Source organism: Enterococcus sp. 6D12_DIV0197 (assembly GCF_002174385.1).
In the GTDB taxonomy this organism is placed as follows: domain Bacteria; phylum Bacillota; class Bacilli; order Lactobacillales; family Enterococcaceae; genus Enterococcus_D; species Enterococcus_D casseliflavus.
In genome coordinates this window covers 1,132,167-1,147,783 of the sequence record NZ_NIBN01000001.1, presented here as the reverse complement: position 1 = coordinate 1,147,783, position 15,617 = coordinate 1,132,167, and the positions used below count along the sequence as shown (strand labels likewise).

Sequence of the window (15,617 nt, the reverse complement as noted above, 5' to 3'; positions counted from 1 at the left end):
CCAGAAAAATCAAAAATCATGCAGTTTATCTTTTTGATGTCGAAAATCGAAGGTTTCTTTATTAAATGGCAAACGGAAAGTCCCTTTATAATCTACAGCAATTCTTGAAGTTAACTCAACGATCAGTCCCTCAGTAGTAATCGTTCGACTGGTGACTTTCATTGCAGCACTGTTTTTTTTAAGATGAAAGACTTGCGCATCTTGCTCCGAGAGATTTACAGCTTCAAAACTCGTCAAACTATGAGAGATATAATAACCAGCATCAATCAATAGTTTCTGAATCGAACCTTTCCCCATCTCTTCATCAAAATAAGGAAATACTTTTTTAGGAAAAATCGACTCTTGAATCTCCGTTACCTTTTGATCAAGAATGCGTAAACGCTTCAACTCCCAAACAGATCCAATCAATTGGGCATCAAAGATATTCGCTTCTCTTTTTGTCATTTCTCGTTCTTTTAATAAAAGGACTTTTGATTCTATTTGATTCGATTTTTTTTCAGTTACCGAGCTGTAGATCAAGCTTGGGTTTACTTTTGTCTTCTTGATTAGATAACCTTTTTTAGGGACAGCTTCCAAAACACCTATATCGATCAATTTTTTTAACGCTTTTCTAACAGTATTTCGCGATACTTCATATTTTTCCGCGAGATTTCTTTCTGAAAGAATTTTTTGGGAGGGTTTGCTCTTCTTTTGATAGATTTTGCTTAATAAATCCTCCACAATAAACTCAGCTTTACTCATTCTTTTTTCCTCCTCCCCTTTTCAGACTGTAGCTTCCTTCAAATTTTAGCATTAATCTTTGTCAACAAGCCACCTACGATTTTTTAACCTACAGAAATTTTCCTACCTCCCCCATCTGTGAATTTGAAATTTTTTTAATACTAGGCTGCTATTTATTAAATTTCTCCTCATTTATGTTTTTTGTTTCACAAACTTCACTTCGGTATGGTATAATCATTTTGTTTTTAAGAAAACTATGGGAATACAAAGGAGAAGGAAACATGAAAAAAACTAAAATCACTTTAATCGCTGCATCATTGCTTATGGGAGGCACTCTTTTAGCTGCATGTAGTTCAGATAACGACACAGCTGCAAGCTCATCATCATCAACAGCAGCTTCAACTGCTGCATCAACTGAATCATCAGATGATGTTGTTTCAACTGCTTCTATCAGTGACCAAACTTCAGTCATTGAAAAAGCATTGGGTGCAGATGGTAACTGGATCGTTGCTGTAACTGCTGACATGACATTTGATAACGATGTAACCGTTGATGGCGAATTCCATGATAAAGGCGATGACTCAGCTGATATCTACCGTAAATTTGCATTGTACTCACAAGATGAAGACCGCAACGTAACAGCTGAGTACACAGTAACTGTTCCTAAATTGATCGTTAACTCAGAAAACTTCAACATCGTTCACGGTGTAATCAAAGGTGACGTTGAAGTGAATGCAAACGGCTTTGTATTGAACGGTGCAAAAGTTGAAGGTAACGTAACATTCACTTCAAAAGAATTCCAAGATTCAGCAACACTTGACGAAGATGGCGCTTCTGTAACAGGCGACGTAACAGTTAGCGAATAATCTTTCACTGGATTTCTGTGAAATAGATGAAGAAAAAACGAGGTTGACAAGTTGATCATTGATCCTTGTCAACTTTTTTTTGTTTTTTTATAAACAATTGCATCCGCTCTCATTACTAACATTGTGTAAGTAAGAACAAAGCACAAGAAAAAAACTGGCTTGCTTACGCAAAACCAGCTTCTTCTTTAGGCGCTTATTCTTCAATAACTGCCCACTTGTAATCGTATTGCGCACCGGCACCGTGAGAAACGACCCCTTTTACTTTTGGTGCACGTAAATGAGCTTCAACGTTTTGGTACACAGGGATAACCCCTTGTTGATCCATAATGATTTTCTCTGCATCCAACAAATCTTGCCAGCGGGCATCTGGATTGCCAGCATTTGTCGTGGCAGATGATTTCACTGCTGCATCGTACTCATCGCTTGTCCAACGACCTCGGTTGTATGAATTATCGGTTACAAATAGATCTGTAAAACTGCTGGCATCCGCATAGTCAGCACCCCAGCCACCCATAACGACATCAAAATCACCTGAGTTTGAACGGTCAAGGCGAACAGAGAAAGGTACTGGACTTAGGCTAACTTTCACCCCATCAAGCGTATCTTGAATCGCACTTTGAATATATTCAATGGCTTTTTTGGTTGAGTCTGTGTCAGAGGCCAAAATTTCAAAACTTAAAGAATCGATTCCCAAAGCCTCTTTGGCTTTTTCCCAATGTTCTTTGGCTTTTTCTTGATCGTATTCAATGACACTTTCCGCTTCATCGACAAAATCAGTATTATCAGTTGGGTTAAAGGTCATTCCTTTTGGTATCAATCCTGTGGAAGCCAATGAACCGTCCCCTAAAATCGACGTCACTAATGCATCACGATCGATGGCATAAGAGATTGCTTTACGCAGATCCTCATTGCGGAATGGCGAATCTTCTTCGCGCTGATTCAACTCGATATAGGAAGTACGGGCTAATGGTTCTGAAACAAACGCTTCATCATTGGCCATTTGCTGTGCCAATTCTCCTGTTAAGATGACGTCGTCTGCTTGCCCATCTTGGAATAGATTCAAGGAGGTCGATGATTCTTTTACGACACTAACATTGATGGTATCAAGTTTCACCGTCTCTTTGTCCCAATATTGGTCGTTCTTTTCATATGACCATTCTGTATCGGTTCCTGGCCCATCAAAGCCAGCCAACACAAAGGGTCCATTGTAAACGGCATTGTCGCTCGTTGAAGCATATTGATCGCCGTTGTCTTCTACGACTGCTTGGCTTTGTGGGAAGAAGGATGGAAATGCCAATAAGTATTGGAAGTATGGCGTAGGTGTCGTCAGCGTGATTTCTAATTCATAGTCACTGACTGCTTTGATCCCTAATTCTGAGGCATCTTTTTCACCTGCTGTTATCGCTTCGGCATTGGTTACGGGCGCAAATAAGTACGCATACTCAGAACCTGTTTCCGCACTTACGGTGCGTTGCCAACCAAACACATAATCCGCTGCCGTTACTGTTTCTCCATTTGACCATTTGGCATCTTCTCGTAGTTTCAATTTATAGGTCAGACCATCTTCACTGACTTCCGCTAATTCGGCGGCACCTGCTGGTTCGGGCTTACTATCAGCATCTAAGCGGTACAACCCTTCATACACATTATTTAAAGCACTGAAACTGATCGTATCGGTGGCTAAGGATAGATCGGCACTCGGCATTTCTTGTTGAACCACAACATTAAAAATTTGTTCGGCAGCTGCTGTCCCACTACCACTTGAACTTTCACCTGTACTTGATGTCCCTCCTGTTGAGCAACCTGCTAATACGATTCCACAAACAGCGACGACACCATATCCCCATTTTTTCTTCATCTTACCTACCCCTTATGAAAATCCAAAATTTTCAGAATTATTACAAAACTCTGAATGTAAATAAGATTTTAATAAATATTAATTATAAAAGCAAGCTATTTTTCTCATTTTATTATTATTTATTTTTTATGTTAACACTGCATGTTATTATTTATGACACAAAAACAAAAAACACAAAGCGAAAAAGATCTCACTTTGTGTTTTTTTATCTTTGGATAGAAACGTGGATTACTCCATTTTATAGCTTTGACGCGTCACTTTCCCCTCTCGTACCGTAGCGATAATAGTTGGCACAGCCCCAATCGCCGTAAAGAGATAGACCAGACCTAAGTTCCCGTAATATTGACTCGCTTCCAAATATCCTTCACGAATCAAATCAGGTAAAATACGGAAGGCATAGAAGACATCAACGTCCGTGTAATAATTCGCTACACTGATCGACCAGTCGATACGATTCCCGACATAGACCATGATGATCATGACGATAATACTACTAATAATACCTTTTGTGCTGAGTTTTCCACCTAATAATTCATACCCTTTGATGGCACAGATCGCCATCGCGATCCCAGACAATGCAGCAACATACCCCAGTTGTCCTAATAAAATAATTGCGCCGGCACCAATCAGTGAGCCAAGAAACGCACCCACGGTTCCAGCTAACCAATTTTCTTTTTTCTGCCCTTTTTCCCGTTCTTGCGCAAGGACTGCTTCTTGTTGTTTCTTAAAGCAAGTTTCACAGGCAATGACGGGAGCACCGCCAATAGCATACAGCGAAACCGGCTCAGTGACCGCGCCGCAGAAGGTACAAGCATTTTGGAAGCCTTTCGTCTTCAAAAAATTCGTCAACTGGTCCAACGCAGTACGTAACTTGTCCACGGTTTTCCCTGCAGTCATCGCTCCGCGTAAAGTATAGGCAACTTGATATCCTTGGATCACACAGTCGATGATCTCTTTTGACTCACTTAAAACTTCTTTGACTTCTTCTTGGTTGGGAAGTTCGCCATCTTTGCTAAGTGAAAAATGAGCCACTAGAGAATAACTATTGTTATTCTCTTGAACTAAAAAAAGTTTATAACTATGATACGTTCCATAAATCACCCCAGTGGAAGTATCAACGGAGAGCCCCAACGGCTCGGCAAATTTGGTCAATGTCTTCTCGATCTTCTTATTCATTTTTCTCCTTCTTTCCAACAAACACTTACCTTTTTAGGTATAGCTAAAAGTTTAAGGAGAGTAGAAATGAAAGTCAATCAATTTGTTCAAAAAACCTAGTTTTTTTATCTATTCTGTGACAAATCGCCGCAACGCATCAGCAACCCCATGGTCTGTATTGCTAGTCGTCACAAAATCAGCTTTTGCTTTGACCAATTCGGGCGCATTCTCCATCGCAACACCAATACCAGCTGAAGCAATCATTGGCAGGTCGTTAAAATTATCGCCAATCGCTAAGGTTTGCGCCAGCGGCACTTGAAAATAGGCCGCCAATTCATTTAGCGCCTTATCTTTTCCCACAGCTTGATGAGTGACTTCCAAATAATTCTCTTTGGATAAGTAAAAGGCGCTTTCTAAAAATCCAGCTTTCTGGCAGGCAGCATGAAGCGCTTGGATTTCTGCCGTTGTGCCGATCAAAAGAAACTTATGAACCTCAAAAGCTTCTTGTGCCAACAGTTGTTCTAATGAAGTTTCTACAGGAGTCTCTTTGGTGATCGCCGCTTCTGCTCGTGCCCATTGGTCCACTCTTTCGCAATACCACTGATCACCAGAGTAGACATTGATGGAAACACTAGGAAAATCAGCTTTGATGCGCGCAACCAAAGTTTTTGCTTCTGCTTTTTTGACCTCACGACTGAAAATCGGTACCAGTGTGCCCTTTTGATCGTACCCTCCAATCAGGGCACCGTTGTAACAAGCCAAGGGCCAGTCTTCTATCCCTAATTCTTGAGCTATCGGTAGCATTCCTTTCGGGGAGCGAGCGGAAGCCAAAACAAAAGGAATCACTTGCTGCTTCAATCGTTTGATTTCTTCAATCAAATCCAGATCGATTTGATGCTTATGATCCAAGATCGTCCCATCAATATCACTTAAAATAAACCCTATCTGCTTTTTTTCCAAATAAACCATCCTTTCCCATTCCCCATCCTTTTTACGAAAGCGGATTGAGCCATCGCTTTCGACCAAAATAAGCGCCGTTTCCATAAAACGAAAACAGCTTCCTTGACCTTCTTTGCTTCCAGTTTACCATACTAGCCAATGAAAAAAGAGTGCATCGCTGCACTCTTAGGAAGTATAGATATAAAACTCGATTTCCTTCTTGATCGGTTTTTTGATCCAGCGTTTCACAGCAGCTGCCCGCTTCAAGCCCATATGCTCGTAAAAACCGTAATTACAGGTGGTATCGGTATAAAGGAAAAACGGAGCCGTTTTTTCCTGCTGGACCATCGCTAAAAAGGAAGTAAACAGCTGCTTCCCTACACCCAATCCTTGTGTTTTGGGACTAACGGCAAACAAACCAACTTCGGTCTGAAAAGGAGTTTGTAAGTCTTTCAACATCGCTTGATTTAACTCAGCCACCTCTTTGGCATAATGCAGCAGCGTATTTCTCCCTTCTTTCGTAAGCAGTAAGCAGCCAGCATGCCAAATCGTTTTCCCCCAATAGCGCGCTGGATGAAGCTTCTTCCCTCTCTTACTATCTGCTAATAAGATACCGACAGCTTCACCATTTAAAAGAGCCACCCGCGAATAGGTCGCACGAGCAAGTTCATAACACAAAAAGACATGAGCAAAGTGCTTGGCGGTCTTCTTGTCAAATTGCTTGTCGTAGTTCCAGCTATCAATAATTACTTGCACAAGCGCAGGCAGATCTTCTCGTTTAAATGGTCGATACGTTACTTTTTTATTCATTCTATCTTCCTCCCAGTAGTTGACTATCCTTAGTATAAAGTTTACAGTAACTGTAAAGTCAAGGAGGAACGCCATGAAAACCAAATTAAAAGTATCGGAAATGGCACGCTTCGCGCGGATCAATCCTCGGACACTCCACTATTATGACGAGATTGGGCTATTTCAACCAAACAGCAAAGACGAGAACGGGTATCGGTATTATTCCCTTGATCAACTTTTGGATCTCGGATTGATCCTGTCAATGAAAGAATTATCGATGCCCTTAAAAGAGATCCAAACAGCGCTGCAGGGGGATGCCGAGACCATGAGAAACTTATTGGAAGCCAAGCGGCAAACCATCGATGAAAAAATTCAGCAGTTGACTAACATCAAAAAAATCATCGAACGAAAAGCTGCGGATTTGCGCCTGGCTGCAGAAAAAACTTCCCCCTTCACCTTGAAGGAACAGCCAGAGGAATATTTCTCCCTCAGTCCTAGATTAAACGGCAGCTCCATCCCAGAGATGATCACCCAAGCCTACGATCTTTTGATGGTACAGCCTTATCTATTCTCGAATAACGAGTACGGTTTTATGATTCGGACGAACAAAGACGATACGCAAGACATCGACTACGTTTACGTGCGGCAAGAAGAGCCGCAAGGGACTTCCTTCGTGAAACCAGCAGGATGCTATTTAACCGCCATTTATCAGGGGGATGACGAAGGATTGAAGCAGTTCTATCAAAAACTCAAGCAGCTGATTGCGACGCACCAATGGCAAATCGATGACTACTTCTATGAACGATCGATCCACGAAACGACCCTTAGCAACGAGCAAGCTTATTTGACAGAGATCCAAGTTCGGATTTTATCTGAGGAATAATGATTCGTTCAAACTGCGCTAAAAAGCAAATAAAAAACGCAACGACAACGAGCAGCTTCTTTCGCCTCGTTGTCGTTGCGTTTTATTTAAATCAAATGGTTTTCTTTCAACAGATCGCCAATGTAGGTATGTTCGGTTTTCTTAACGAAGCCTTCCAAGAGTTTCCGTTCGATAAACGGCAGCTCCATTTCCGTAATTTTTTTCTTATCGGTCAGATAATAGACAGCTTTGGCCAAAGTACGTAGATCATAAGCGGAAGCAAACACTTCTGGTACCCCACGTTCCACAGCTAATAGCTGATAAACAGCCTCCATTGCAGTCCGAACGGAATATTCTGTTGTAAAAACAGTGTCTCGTTCAGTCTCTGCGAAATTACCGATAAAAGCTAAGTTTTTGGAGCCATTTGGAATAACCAATGGCCGATCCCCTGGTTCACGCAGCATGAAGTAAGAAGTGATAAACGGCATGTAGACTGGAACTGCCACACTTGATTCTTTTGAAATGCGTTGGATTTCTGCTTCTGGCACGCCTAAATGGTAAAGCAGTTCTTGCACGATTTCTTGTCCAGAACATTGTTCAATTGGTTTTTTGATGTAGTTCCCTGGTGTATTTGACAACAAGCCATACACCCATGTGATCGTTTGTTGGTCTTTTTGTTCTTTAAAGTGCGGTTGGCGATGGGTCGCAAAGCTCATCATCCAATTGGAATCTTTGATGGTGATGATCCCGCCAGTGACGATTCTGCCTGTTCGCAACTTGCGATGGGTCAATTTTTCTAAATAAGGTTCCACATCAAAATTTTGCCAAGTCACGGTTGCCGAAACAAACCAGCTTTCTTCAGGTAAGTTTTCATAAAAGACTTCTGGATGACCAAACTCAGGCGATTGCGCCGCCAAGTTTTTCCATAAACGCCAGCTGCCACCAGGTGCTTTTGAGATAGGCGCTGGAGTATAATGGTCCCCTTGCGTGGAACTTTCAGTGATCGATCCGTTGGTAACAAAGACCAAGTCATCTTCTGATAAAGGAATTTCTTCGATTGCTCCCGCTTTTTCCAGCACAAGTTTTTGAGCAACTTTTTCCTCGCCCACGATCCGAACATCGATATTGCTGACGGTGCATTCATATTGGAAGTCAACTCCTTGTTCTTCCAAATAAGCAAGTAGTGGTTTGACCAATGACTCATATTGGTTGTAACGGGTAAATTTTAACGCAGTAAAATCAGGCAAGCCATCGATATGGTGCACAAAACGCAACACATAGCGGCGCATTTCAATCGCCGAATGCCATTTTTCAAAGGCGAACATCGTACACCAGTATAGCCAAAAATTAGATTCAAAGAATTCTTCGCCAAAAACATCTTCGATTTTTTTCCCGATCAATTGATCTTCTGAAGTCATAAATAATTGGGTTAATTCTTTTTGTGCTGTAGCAGACAAGGTAAATTCTCCATCATCTGCTGCTCGTTGGCCTCGATTGTGGATAATCCGACAGTTAGACGAATTTGGATCATCGTGGTCCAACCAGTAAAACTCATCTAGCACCGAAGCATCTTCCACCTCCAAAGATGGAATCGAGCGAAATAGATCCCACAGGCACTCAAAATGATTTTCCATTTCGCGACCGCCGCGGGTCACAAATCCATCATGGGGAATGAATTTTCCGTCTAATGAACCGCCTGATAAAGAAAGTTCTTCAAGGACGTGGATTTTCTCACCCGCCATATGGCCGTCACGGATCAAGAAGACTGCCGCAGCAAGTCCTGCTAATCCCCCACCAACAATATAGGCTTCTTTCTTTTCGACATCTTTCGGTTTTCTGCTTCTTGCAAAAGCTTCGTAATTTCCGTTCGTATATCTCATGTAGATCCCTCCTAATATTGGTACGTTTTTATGGTATCAGTAACTATTTTTTTTGACAAAAATTTGTACTAGTAAAAACAAGTGATTTTGACAAATCGGCCTTTTTGTCAAAAAAACAGGGCAAAGGCCCACCTTTTAAAAAGATCTGCGCCCAACCCAAAAAGCGCCCCTAAGAAAACTGATAGCAGCTTTCTTAGGGGCGTTTCTAACAAAGGACAAACCCTTTGCCTATTCAATGAAACATTTATTTCACTCGTAGAGCGAAGCTAGCAGTCGAAAAGCCTGATTGTGCTTCAGTGACTGTATAACCCGTGCTTGGCGCATGGATATAGCTTGTATTACTGGTAGCGATCGCTACGTGGTAGGTATTCCCTTTTTGACCCCAGAACAGCAAGTCGCCAGCTTGTGCTTGCGAGACAGGAATGATCGTCCCTGCGCTTTCTTGTGGGACTGTCCAATCACCGATGTTTTTGCCCGTCACTTTTAAGAAGACGTAGCGTGTAAACCCAGAACAGTCGAAGACATCTGGTCCTTTGCCTCCCCATTGATAAGGAGTGCCGATATGTTTTCTAGCTTCTGCAACGATCGCTGCTCCGTTCACGCTCATCGGAACATTGGTATTGCCTGCGTTGTTATTGTTGCCAGGAGTCGTTGCACTGACTTCTTTGACATACGCTGCAGATACCCAGCCACCCGTTGATAACTTATACCAAGTGGCATTGCCATTGACTGATGTGCCTTGTTTTTGAGCGACTGCTTTGAAGGTGGCATTGCTGCCCAAACTGCTGACTACACTTGCAGAAGTCGATGCATTTGAGCGGACATTCATACCAGTGGTTGTTTGGAACGTTTTATTGATGGCTTGCTCACTCGCATTGCTTGAGCCGTTTGATGAACCGGTGTTGCTTGAACCTGTGTTTGAATTATTGTTATTACTTGTATTTCCAGAACTAGACGTGACGTCACGTACATATGCCGCTGTGATCCAGCCACCAGTCGATACTTTGTACCAAACATTGGTGCCGCCAACGGATGTGCCATTTTTCTGGGCAACGACCTTCACCGTCGTGCTGTTGCTTAGGCTGCCAACCACACTCCCGCTTGTTGAGGCACTCGAACGGACATTCAATGCCGCTGTTGTTTTCACGTTCTTGCTGATAGCCGTTTCTGCAGAAACACTTGTGTTGCCGCCAGAAGAACTATTGCCTGTCGAGCTGCTGGAAACATCTTTGACATAGGCCGCCGTGATCCAACCGCCTGTGGACAATTTGTACCAAGTGGTCGTGCCATTCACCGACGTTCCACTCTTTTGTGCAACGACTTTCACCGTCGCATTGCTGCCTAGTCCACGTACGACACTAGAACTAGTCGTTGCATTTGAACGGACGTTCAATGCAGTAGTCGTTTTCACTGATTTCGAAATTGCTTTTTCCGATGAAGACGACGACGAATTGGACGAGCCAGTATTGGCAGAAGAAGAGCCTGAGGTGCTTTTCACATAAGCACCTGAGATCCAGCCGCCTGTTGATAGCTTATACCATGTTGTATTGCCATTCACTGAGGTACCGTTCTTTTGAGCCACCGCAGTGATTGTTGTATTTGCTCCTACGCCACTTACGATAGAGGCACTTGTTGAAGCATTTGAACGAACATTCAGTGAAGCTGTTGTTTTAAATTGTCGATTGATCGCCGTTTCAGCTGACGATCTGGCAAGAGTAGCAGTTGTGTTGGTTGATGACGAAGCGTTTGTCGTTTCGGTCGCATGAGCAAGAGACGTAAAGACACCTGAAGTCGATGCTAACGCTGCTGTGATACCCAAGCCTTTTTGTACAAAAAGGGACCGTTTTTGTTTCACTAAACGCTTACGTTTGATTTTCCGAGATTCCAATAAAACACCCCCTGTACCCCATTTTAACAAAAATTAATATTTTTTGATATTGTTTTCGTTTTGTATTTTTTTACTTTACGTTTAATAAAACGTGTCATTTATTTTCCTGCGTTATTCTTTTTGATCACTTTCTCTTTGGTGTTGCTAAATGGCACTCTATTTACAAAGATTTTTATAAACTAGAGAAAAACGCTATTTCATTCAACGTTATTTTAATTCGCGAATAAAAACAGGATTTTTTTTGCAAACAAACCCACTTTTTGAAAAACAAGACTGTTATTTGAATAACATTTCTTTCCTGATCCCCTTTTTCAAAAATCGATACTAAAACCACCCATTTATCATTCCTTTTTTACACGAGGGATTCTGTGAAAAAATTGTTTCAAAAAGAACGCTGCTTTCACCTGTGTGATCGACGCTTAGATGAAATCCTGTTACGTCGCTTCCAACCGGATGCGAATTTCTTAATAGAGAAGTCCCTCATCTCTGCAAAAGAAATATTTTCACAATGTATTTTACAAGAAAGATTATAACACCAAGGAGAAAACCAAGGATTTGCATAAGTTTGTGAAATCATGCTATACTTAAAAAAAGGAAGAGGTGACCGAGTATGAAAACAAAGACGAAAGAAAAAGTGTATGCTGAACGACAACATAACTATAAAACGAAAAAAGAAGAGATTTTCAAAAAAGCCCTAGATTCCGTACCGACCACAGACAAGAAAAAAGAAGAACAGAAAAAGAAAGCGTAGACTCCTGCGTTTTCTTTTTCTGTTGATTTATAAAAAAGACGAGACTTCACCGATTTTGGCGAATCTCGTCTTTTTTGACGATTACTATTTTTGTCTAAAAAATACTTAGTCCGATCACTTTTTTTGAACTTTGTTGGGTTCGATATAGATTGTAGGATTCCCCAATGCAGAGTGGGAATCCATGAAAGCTAAGATTATTATAGCGATAAAATTTTCATGCCAGCTCTTCACCATTGGTCGCTATCACTTTTTGATACCAATAAAAAGAGTCTTTACGAATTCTTTCCAAGGTTCCTTTTCCATCATCATCAAGATCCACGTATATAAACCCATAACGCTTCGACATTTCACTTGTACTAGCACTGACTAAGTCGATGCATCCCCAAGGAGTATAGCCCATCACCTCAACTCCTTCTTGAATCGCTAAACCGATTTGCTCGATATGGTCACGCAAATAATCGATTCGATACGCATCGTGAATCCGTTTATCCTCTGTCACCACATCTTCAGCACCTAAACCATTCTCAACGATAAAGAGAGGGACTTGATAACGCTGATACATTTTTTTCATGGTGATTCGTAAACCTACTGGATCGATCTGCCAGCCCCAATCACTTGCTTTTAAGTAAGGATTCTTGATGGATCCAAAAAGATTCCCGCCAGTTTCTTCTTTTGATTCTCCTACAACCATTGACATATAATAACTAAAGGAAAGAAAATCCACTGTTCCTTCTCTCAAAATATCACGATCGCCTTCCTGAACGTCGATCACAATTCCATTCTCTTCAAAAAATGAATCCATATATGCTGGATATTCTCCACGTATTTGAACGTCAGTATAAAAGAAATTCATTTCATCTGCTTTTACAGAAGCCAAAACATCTTGCGGATTACATGTTTCAGGATATGCCTCCATTCGAGCCAACATACAACCGATTTTGGCATCTGGGATAATTTCATGGCATTTCTTTACAGTTAAAGCACTTGCAAGAAACTGATGATGTCCTGCTTGATATTGCGCTGCTAACATATTATCAATTCCGTCTGCCAAAATCCCTCCACTCAGATAACCAGTCATCCCAATTATATTGATTTCATTAAACGTCAACCAATATTTGACTTTATCCTTGTAACGGTTAAACAGCGTTTCTGCATAGCGAACAAAATGATCAATGGTATCCCGTGAGAGCCAGCCATTTTGAGTCAGCGCTAAGTGCAATGGGAACTCGTAATGTGAGATCGTCACCAACGGTTCGATTCCATGCTTTAGACACTCATCAAAGACTGCATCGTAAAAGGCTAACCCAGCTTCATTGGGTTCTTGGTCATCGCCATTTGGAAAGATCCTTGGCCAAGAGATTGATAAACGAAATGTTTTAAATCCCATCTCTGCCATAAGCGCGATGTCTTCTTTGTATCGATGATAAAAATCGATACCATGTCTTTTTGGATAATGTCCCTTTTTATCCTTCATAGCAAATTCGACTTGGTCTCTAGTCATAGGTTCCCCTAACAGCATTTGCGTCCGTGCCTCTTTTCCAATGTAAAGGGCAGTATCCGCAGTTGACCATCCTTTTCCATCTTCAAGAAATGCTCCTTCTAATTGATTCGCGGCAGTTGCGCCACCCCATAAAAAATTATCTGGAAATCGTTTATTCATTCTGTTCGCTCCTTTATTCTTGTTCTGCTACTACACCAAATTGTTCCTCTTGTTCCGCCAACTCTTCTTTGGCGATCAATTGTTTTTCATATGCTTTGAAAAATGGATAATAAATTAAGCCTGCAGGAATCAACATTAGATAATCCCAGATAGCATTTTGCCATTTGAGCGTACTAAGATAACTTGCCATCCCCATTGGCAGCAAAGCAGAAATGGAAATCCAACCAGGTGTTAGAAAACCGGTTCGATAGCCAATTAATGTCAGTAACATCACCACAGGAATATTTAGCACATATGGAATACAAATGATAGGATTGTACATAATCGGCATACCAAAAGTCAGCGGTTCATTGATGTTAAACCATCCTGGCACAGCTGCGATTTTTGATATCGCGCTGATTTGTTTCGATTTTGATTTTAAACCCATTAAAGCTAGTGGTAACGTGTTCCCTGTTCCTCCGGCAATTGCCATCCCACCAAACAAAGCCACGGGATAAAAAACGAGTGGCTCGCCTGCAGCAGCAGCAGCGCCATTTGCGGTTGCAGCTTGGATTCCAAGAGGCATAATAATCGGCACTAAGATCATCGTGCCATGAATCCCAAAACACCATAATAACGCTGCAAATACACACATGATAAACATCCCAACGGTGGAAGACAATGCAGACAATGGAATGCCTAAAAGCGCCATAAAACCAGAGGCAATCGTGTAATTGCCGTTGGTAAAGATATCTACCGCAGCACTGCACGCTAAGAAAAAGCAGGCGCTAATTGCTAACGGTACGATCGAGGCAAAGCCATCTTGTAAAAATGGCGGTACTACGTCTGGCATTTTGATGCGAATATTATGATCCGCACAATATTTTTCAATTTGAACAGAAAGGAAGACAACAACAAATCCGATAAACATACCAGTCGATCCTAAGTAAGTCATATCGATACTAGTAACTCCTGCTTCACTGATCATTAACGTGCCAGCAACCAAGAAAAAACAAATCAATGCATCAACTGCATTCATGATGGGCGACTTCATTTTTAAGTTTTTGGCATAATTAAAAGAAAATAGAATGACGACCCATACAGATAAAAGGTCCATTGTGAACTTATAAGGCAGATAAATAATTTCGTAGAGCTGACTTTCCGCAGCGATCACATGAAACATCGTAGGACCTAAAACCGAAACAGTGATTTGAGAGATTGCCCCAACCATAATGATGCCCATCAAAGACATCATACATGCTTGCAAAGCTGCTAGAAACTTATTACTCCCGAGTTTCTGTCCAAAATCTTGTAATTTTATCATCACTGGACTATCAAAAAGTTTTTCCATATTATGATCCACACTCCTTTTATTATTGTGTCTTACTTTTGACCATACAATTTCGTTGCGAGCTTCATAATATTCGAGCAATTTGCCATTGCATAATCAAAAGATGGAATGGCTTCAGTTGGCAAACCAGTATTTTCCACGATTTCTTTCAAACGATAAGAGACCTGTGGTCCCACCATCACTACATCATACTCTTGATAAACATCCTGATATTCCGATAGTCCGACGGCCTTAATGTCTAACTCCATATCATTTTCTTTCCAGTACTTACTCATTTTTTGCATCAAAATACTGGTAGACATACCTCCAGCACAAACCAATAAAATTTTCATCTTCTTCATGAATTTCCCTTCTTTCCATTTTATTTTTGATAGAATCGAATGATTTCTTTGATCAATTCATTGGCTAACATACTTGTCATAAAATGATCCTGTGAGTGTATCAATAGGACATTGATTTCTTGCTTTTCCCCCCTTGCTTCTGAAAATAATAGCTCTGTTTGTGCCTGATGGGCTTTTTTGATCGCATCATCCGATTTTCTCAATAAAAGATTACATTCTTCCAAATTGCCGTTACGCGCTTCCTCTAATGCTTGGAATGCATAGGAACGCCCATCTCCTGAGTTAGCAATCAAGTTCATGGCTGCCGACTCTGTATTGTTTATTTTTTCCATAGTGACTCTTCCTTCCCAATTTTTTTCTCACTTACAAAATCAAAACTATCATAAACACCTTTTTAATCAAGCGCTTACATTTTGCGAAAAAAATTTTTTTATACACTAAGTTTCACAAAAACAACCTTTAAAATCTGAAAAAATCAAAATAATACCTTCATTCATCCATTTCTATAACTAGTGTATAAAGAAGTAAATCAATTTCTTCCTACTGTATAATCCTATAAAATAGTTGTATAAAATTTG

14 protein-coding genes are annotated in these 15,617 nt (G+C 41.0%); 3 read left to right on the top strand and 11 right to left on the bottom strand.

Annotation, left to right across the window (positions count from 1 at the left end; genetic code table 11):
* Window positions 1-9: 9 nt before the first annotated feature.
* Complete coding sequence (locus A5867_RS05430; RefSeq protein WP_087627048.1) at window positions 10-741, bottom strand: GntR family transcriptional regulator; 732 nt, start codon at window positions 739-741, stop codon at window positions 10-12.
* A 260-nt stretch (window positions 742-1,001) separates the two neighbouring features.
* Between A5867_RS05430 and A5867_RS05425 the strand changes: the two genes are divergently transcribed.
* The gene (locus A5867_RS05425; RefSeq protein WP_042890028.1) at window positions 1,002-1,586 is read left to right on the top strand and encodes a polymer-forming cytoskeletal protein; all 585 of its coding nucleotides are present in this window, start codon (window positions 1,002-1,004) and stop codon (window positions 1,584-1,586) included.
* A 193-nt stretch (window positions 1,587-1,779) separates the two neighbouring features.
* On the opposite strand, the gene A5867_RS05420 is transcribed toward A5867_RS05425, so the two are convergent.
* From A5867_RS05420 to A5867_RS05405, 4 genes are all read right to left on the bottom strand, one after another.
* Window positions 1,780-3,444, bottom strand: a complete 1,665-nt coding sequence (locus tag A5867_RS05420; RefSeq protein WP_087627047.1) for a peptide ABC transporter substrate-binding protein — start codon at window positions 3,442-3,444, stop codon at window positions 1,780-1,782.
* A gap of 228 nt (window positions 3,445-3,672) precedes the next feature.
* A complete protein-coding gene (locus A5867_RS05415) occupies window positions 3,673-4,620 on the bottom strand; it encodes a hypothetical protein (protein ID WP_087627046.1) in 948 nt (315 codons plus the stop codon).
* A gap of 108 nt (window positions 4,621-4,728) precedes the next feature.
* Window positions 4,729-5,568 carry a Cof-type HAD-IIB family hydrolase gene (locus A5867_RS05410; protein ID WP_170927503.1) on the bottom strand — a complete coding sequence of 280 codons (840 nt, stop codon included), beginning with the start codon at window positions 5,566-5,568 and terminating at the stop codon, window positions 4,729-4,731.
* 156 nt (window positions 5,569-5,724) lie between these two features.
* Window positions 5,725-6,348, bottom strand: a complete 624-nt coding sequence (locus A5867_RS05405) for a GNAT family N-acetyltransferase (protein WP_087627044.1) — start codon at window positions 6,346-6,348, stop codon at window positions 5,725-5,727.
* Between the two features lie 73 nt (window positions 6,349-6,421).
* Between A5867_RS05405 and A5867_RS05400 the strand changes: the two genes are divergently transcribed.
* Complete coding sequence (locus A5867_RS05400; RefSeq protein ID WP_087627043.1) at window positions 6,422-7,210, top strand: MerR family transcriptional regulator; 789 nt, start codon at window positions 6,422-6,424, stop codon at window positions 7,208-7,210.
* An 86-nt stretch (window positions 7,211-7,296) separates the two neighbouring features.
* Here the strand turns inward: A5867_RS05400 and A5867_RS05395 are convergent, their stop codons facing one another.
* Window positions 7,297-9,069 (bottom strand): oleate hydratase, encoded by a 1,773-nt coding sequence (locus A5867_RS05395; RefSeq protein WP_087627042.1) that lies wholly within the window; start codon window positions 9,067-9,069, stop codon window positions 7,297-7,299.
* 244 nt (window positions 9,070-9,313) lie between these two features.
* A complete protein-coding gene (locus tag A5867_RS05390; RefSeq protein ID WP_087627041.1) occupies window positions 9,314-10,957 on the bottom strand; it encodes an SH3 domain-containing protein in 1,644 nt (547 codons plus the stop codon).
* A gap of 610 nt (window positions 10,958-11,567) precedes the next feature.
* Here A5867_RS05390 and A5867_RS17910 point away from each other — a divergent pair.
* The gene (locus A5867_RS17910) at window positions 11,568-11,708 is read left to right on the top strand and encodes a hypothetical protein (protein ID WP_005237363.1); all 141 of its coding nucleotides are present in this window, start codon (window positions 11,568-11,570) and stop codon (window positions 11,706-11,708) included.
* Between the two features lie 214 nt (window positions 11,709-11,922).
* Here the strand turns inward: A5867_RS17910 and A5867_RS05385 are convergent, their stop codons facing one another.
* The 4 genes from A5867_RS05385 to A5867_RS05370 are packed head-to-tail and all read right to left on the bottom strand — an operon-like array spanning window position 11,923 to window position 15,371.
* Window positions 11,923-13,368, bottom strand: a complete 1,446-nt coding sequence (locus A5867_RS05385; RefSeq protein ID WP_087627040.1) for a glycoside hydrolase family 1 protein — start codon at window positions 13,366-13,368, stop codon at window positions 11,923-11,925.
* Between the two features lie 13 nt (window positions 13,369-13,381).
* The gene (locus A5867_RS05380) at window positions 13,382-14,698 is read right to left on the bottom strand and encodes a PTS transporter subunit EIIC (protein ID WP_170927502.1); all 1,317 of its coding nucleotides are present in this window, start codon (window positions 14,696-14,698) and stop codon (window positions 13,382-13,384) included.
* Window positions 14,699-14,730: 32 nt separating this feature from the next.
* On the bottom strand, window positions 14,731-15,039 hold the full coding sequence (locus A5867_RS05375) for a PTS sugar transporter subunit IIB (RefSeq protein ID WP_005225316.1): 309 nt from the start codon (window positions 15,037-15,039) through the stop codon (window positions 14,731-14,733).
* Window positions 15,040-15,059: 20 nt separating this feature from the next.
* Window positions 15,060-15,371 (bottom strand): PTS lactose/cellobiose transporter subunit IIA, encoded by a 312-nt coding sequence (locus A5867_RS05370; RefSeq protein ID WP_005225315.1) that lies wholly within the window; start codon window positions 15,369-15,371, stop codon window positions 15,060-15,062.
* Window positions 15,372-15,617 lie beyond the last annotated feature (246 nt).

Excerpts from the sequence above, each read along its gene's own strand:
- A5867_RS05430 (WP_087627048.1), bottom strand. The coding sequence starts at position 741 with ATGAGTAAAGCTGAGTTTATTGTGGAGGATTTATTAAGCAAAATCTAT.
- A5867_RS05425 (WP_042890028.1), top strand. The coding sequence starts at position 1,002 with ATGAAAAAAACTAAAATCACTTTAATCGCTGCATCATTGCTTATGGGA.
- A5867_RS05420 (WP_087627047.1), bottom strand. The coding sequence starts at position 3,444 with ATGAAGAAAAAATGGGGATATGGTGTCGTCGCTGTTTGTGGAATCGTA.
- A5867_RS05415 (WP_087627046.1), bottom strand. The coding sequence starts at position 4,620 with ATGAATAAGAAGATCGAGAAGACATTGACCAAATTTGCCGAGCCGTTG.
- A5867_RS05410 (WP_170927503.1), bottom strand. The coding sequence starts at position 5,568 with ATGGTTTATTTGGAAAAAAAGCAGATAGGGTTTATTTTAAGTGATATT.
- A5867_RS05405 (WP_087627044.1), bottom strand. The coding sequence starts at position 6,348 with ATGAATAAAAAAGTAACGTATCGACCATTTAAACGAGAAGATCTGCCT.
- A5867_RS05400 (WP_087627043.1), top strand. The coding sequence starts at position 6,422 with ATGAAAACCAAATTAAAAGTATCGGAAATGGCACGCTTCGCGCGGATC.
- A5867_RS05395 (WP_087627042.1), bottom strand. The coding sequence starts at position 9,069 with ATGAGATATACGAACGGAAATTACGAAGCTTTTGCAAGAAGCAGAAAA.
- A5867_RS17910 (WP_005237363.1), top strand. The coding sequence starts at position 11,568 with ATGAAAACAAAGACGAAAGAAAAAGTGTATGCTGAACGACAACATAAC.
- A5867_RS05385 (WP_087627040.1), bottom strand. The coding sequence starts at position 13,368 with ATGAATAAACGATTTCCAGATAATTTTTTATGGGGTGGCGCAACTGCC.
- A5867_RS05380 (WP_170927502.1), bottom strand. The coding sequence starts at position 14,698 with ATGGAAAAACTTTTTGATAGTCCAGTGATGATAAAATTACAAGATTTT.
- A5867_RS05375 (WP_005225316.1), bottom strand. The coding sequence starts at position 15,039 with ATGAAGAAGATGAAAATTTTATTGGTTTGTGCTGGAGGTATGTCTACC.
- A5867_RS05370 (WP_005225315.1), bottom strand. The coding sequence starts at position 15,371 with ATGGAAAAAATAAACAATACAGAGTCGGCAGCCATGAACTTGATTGCT.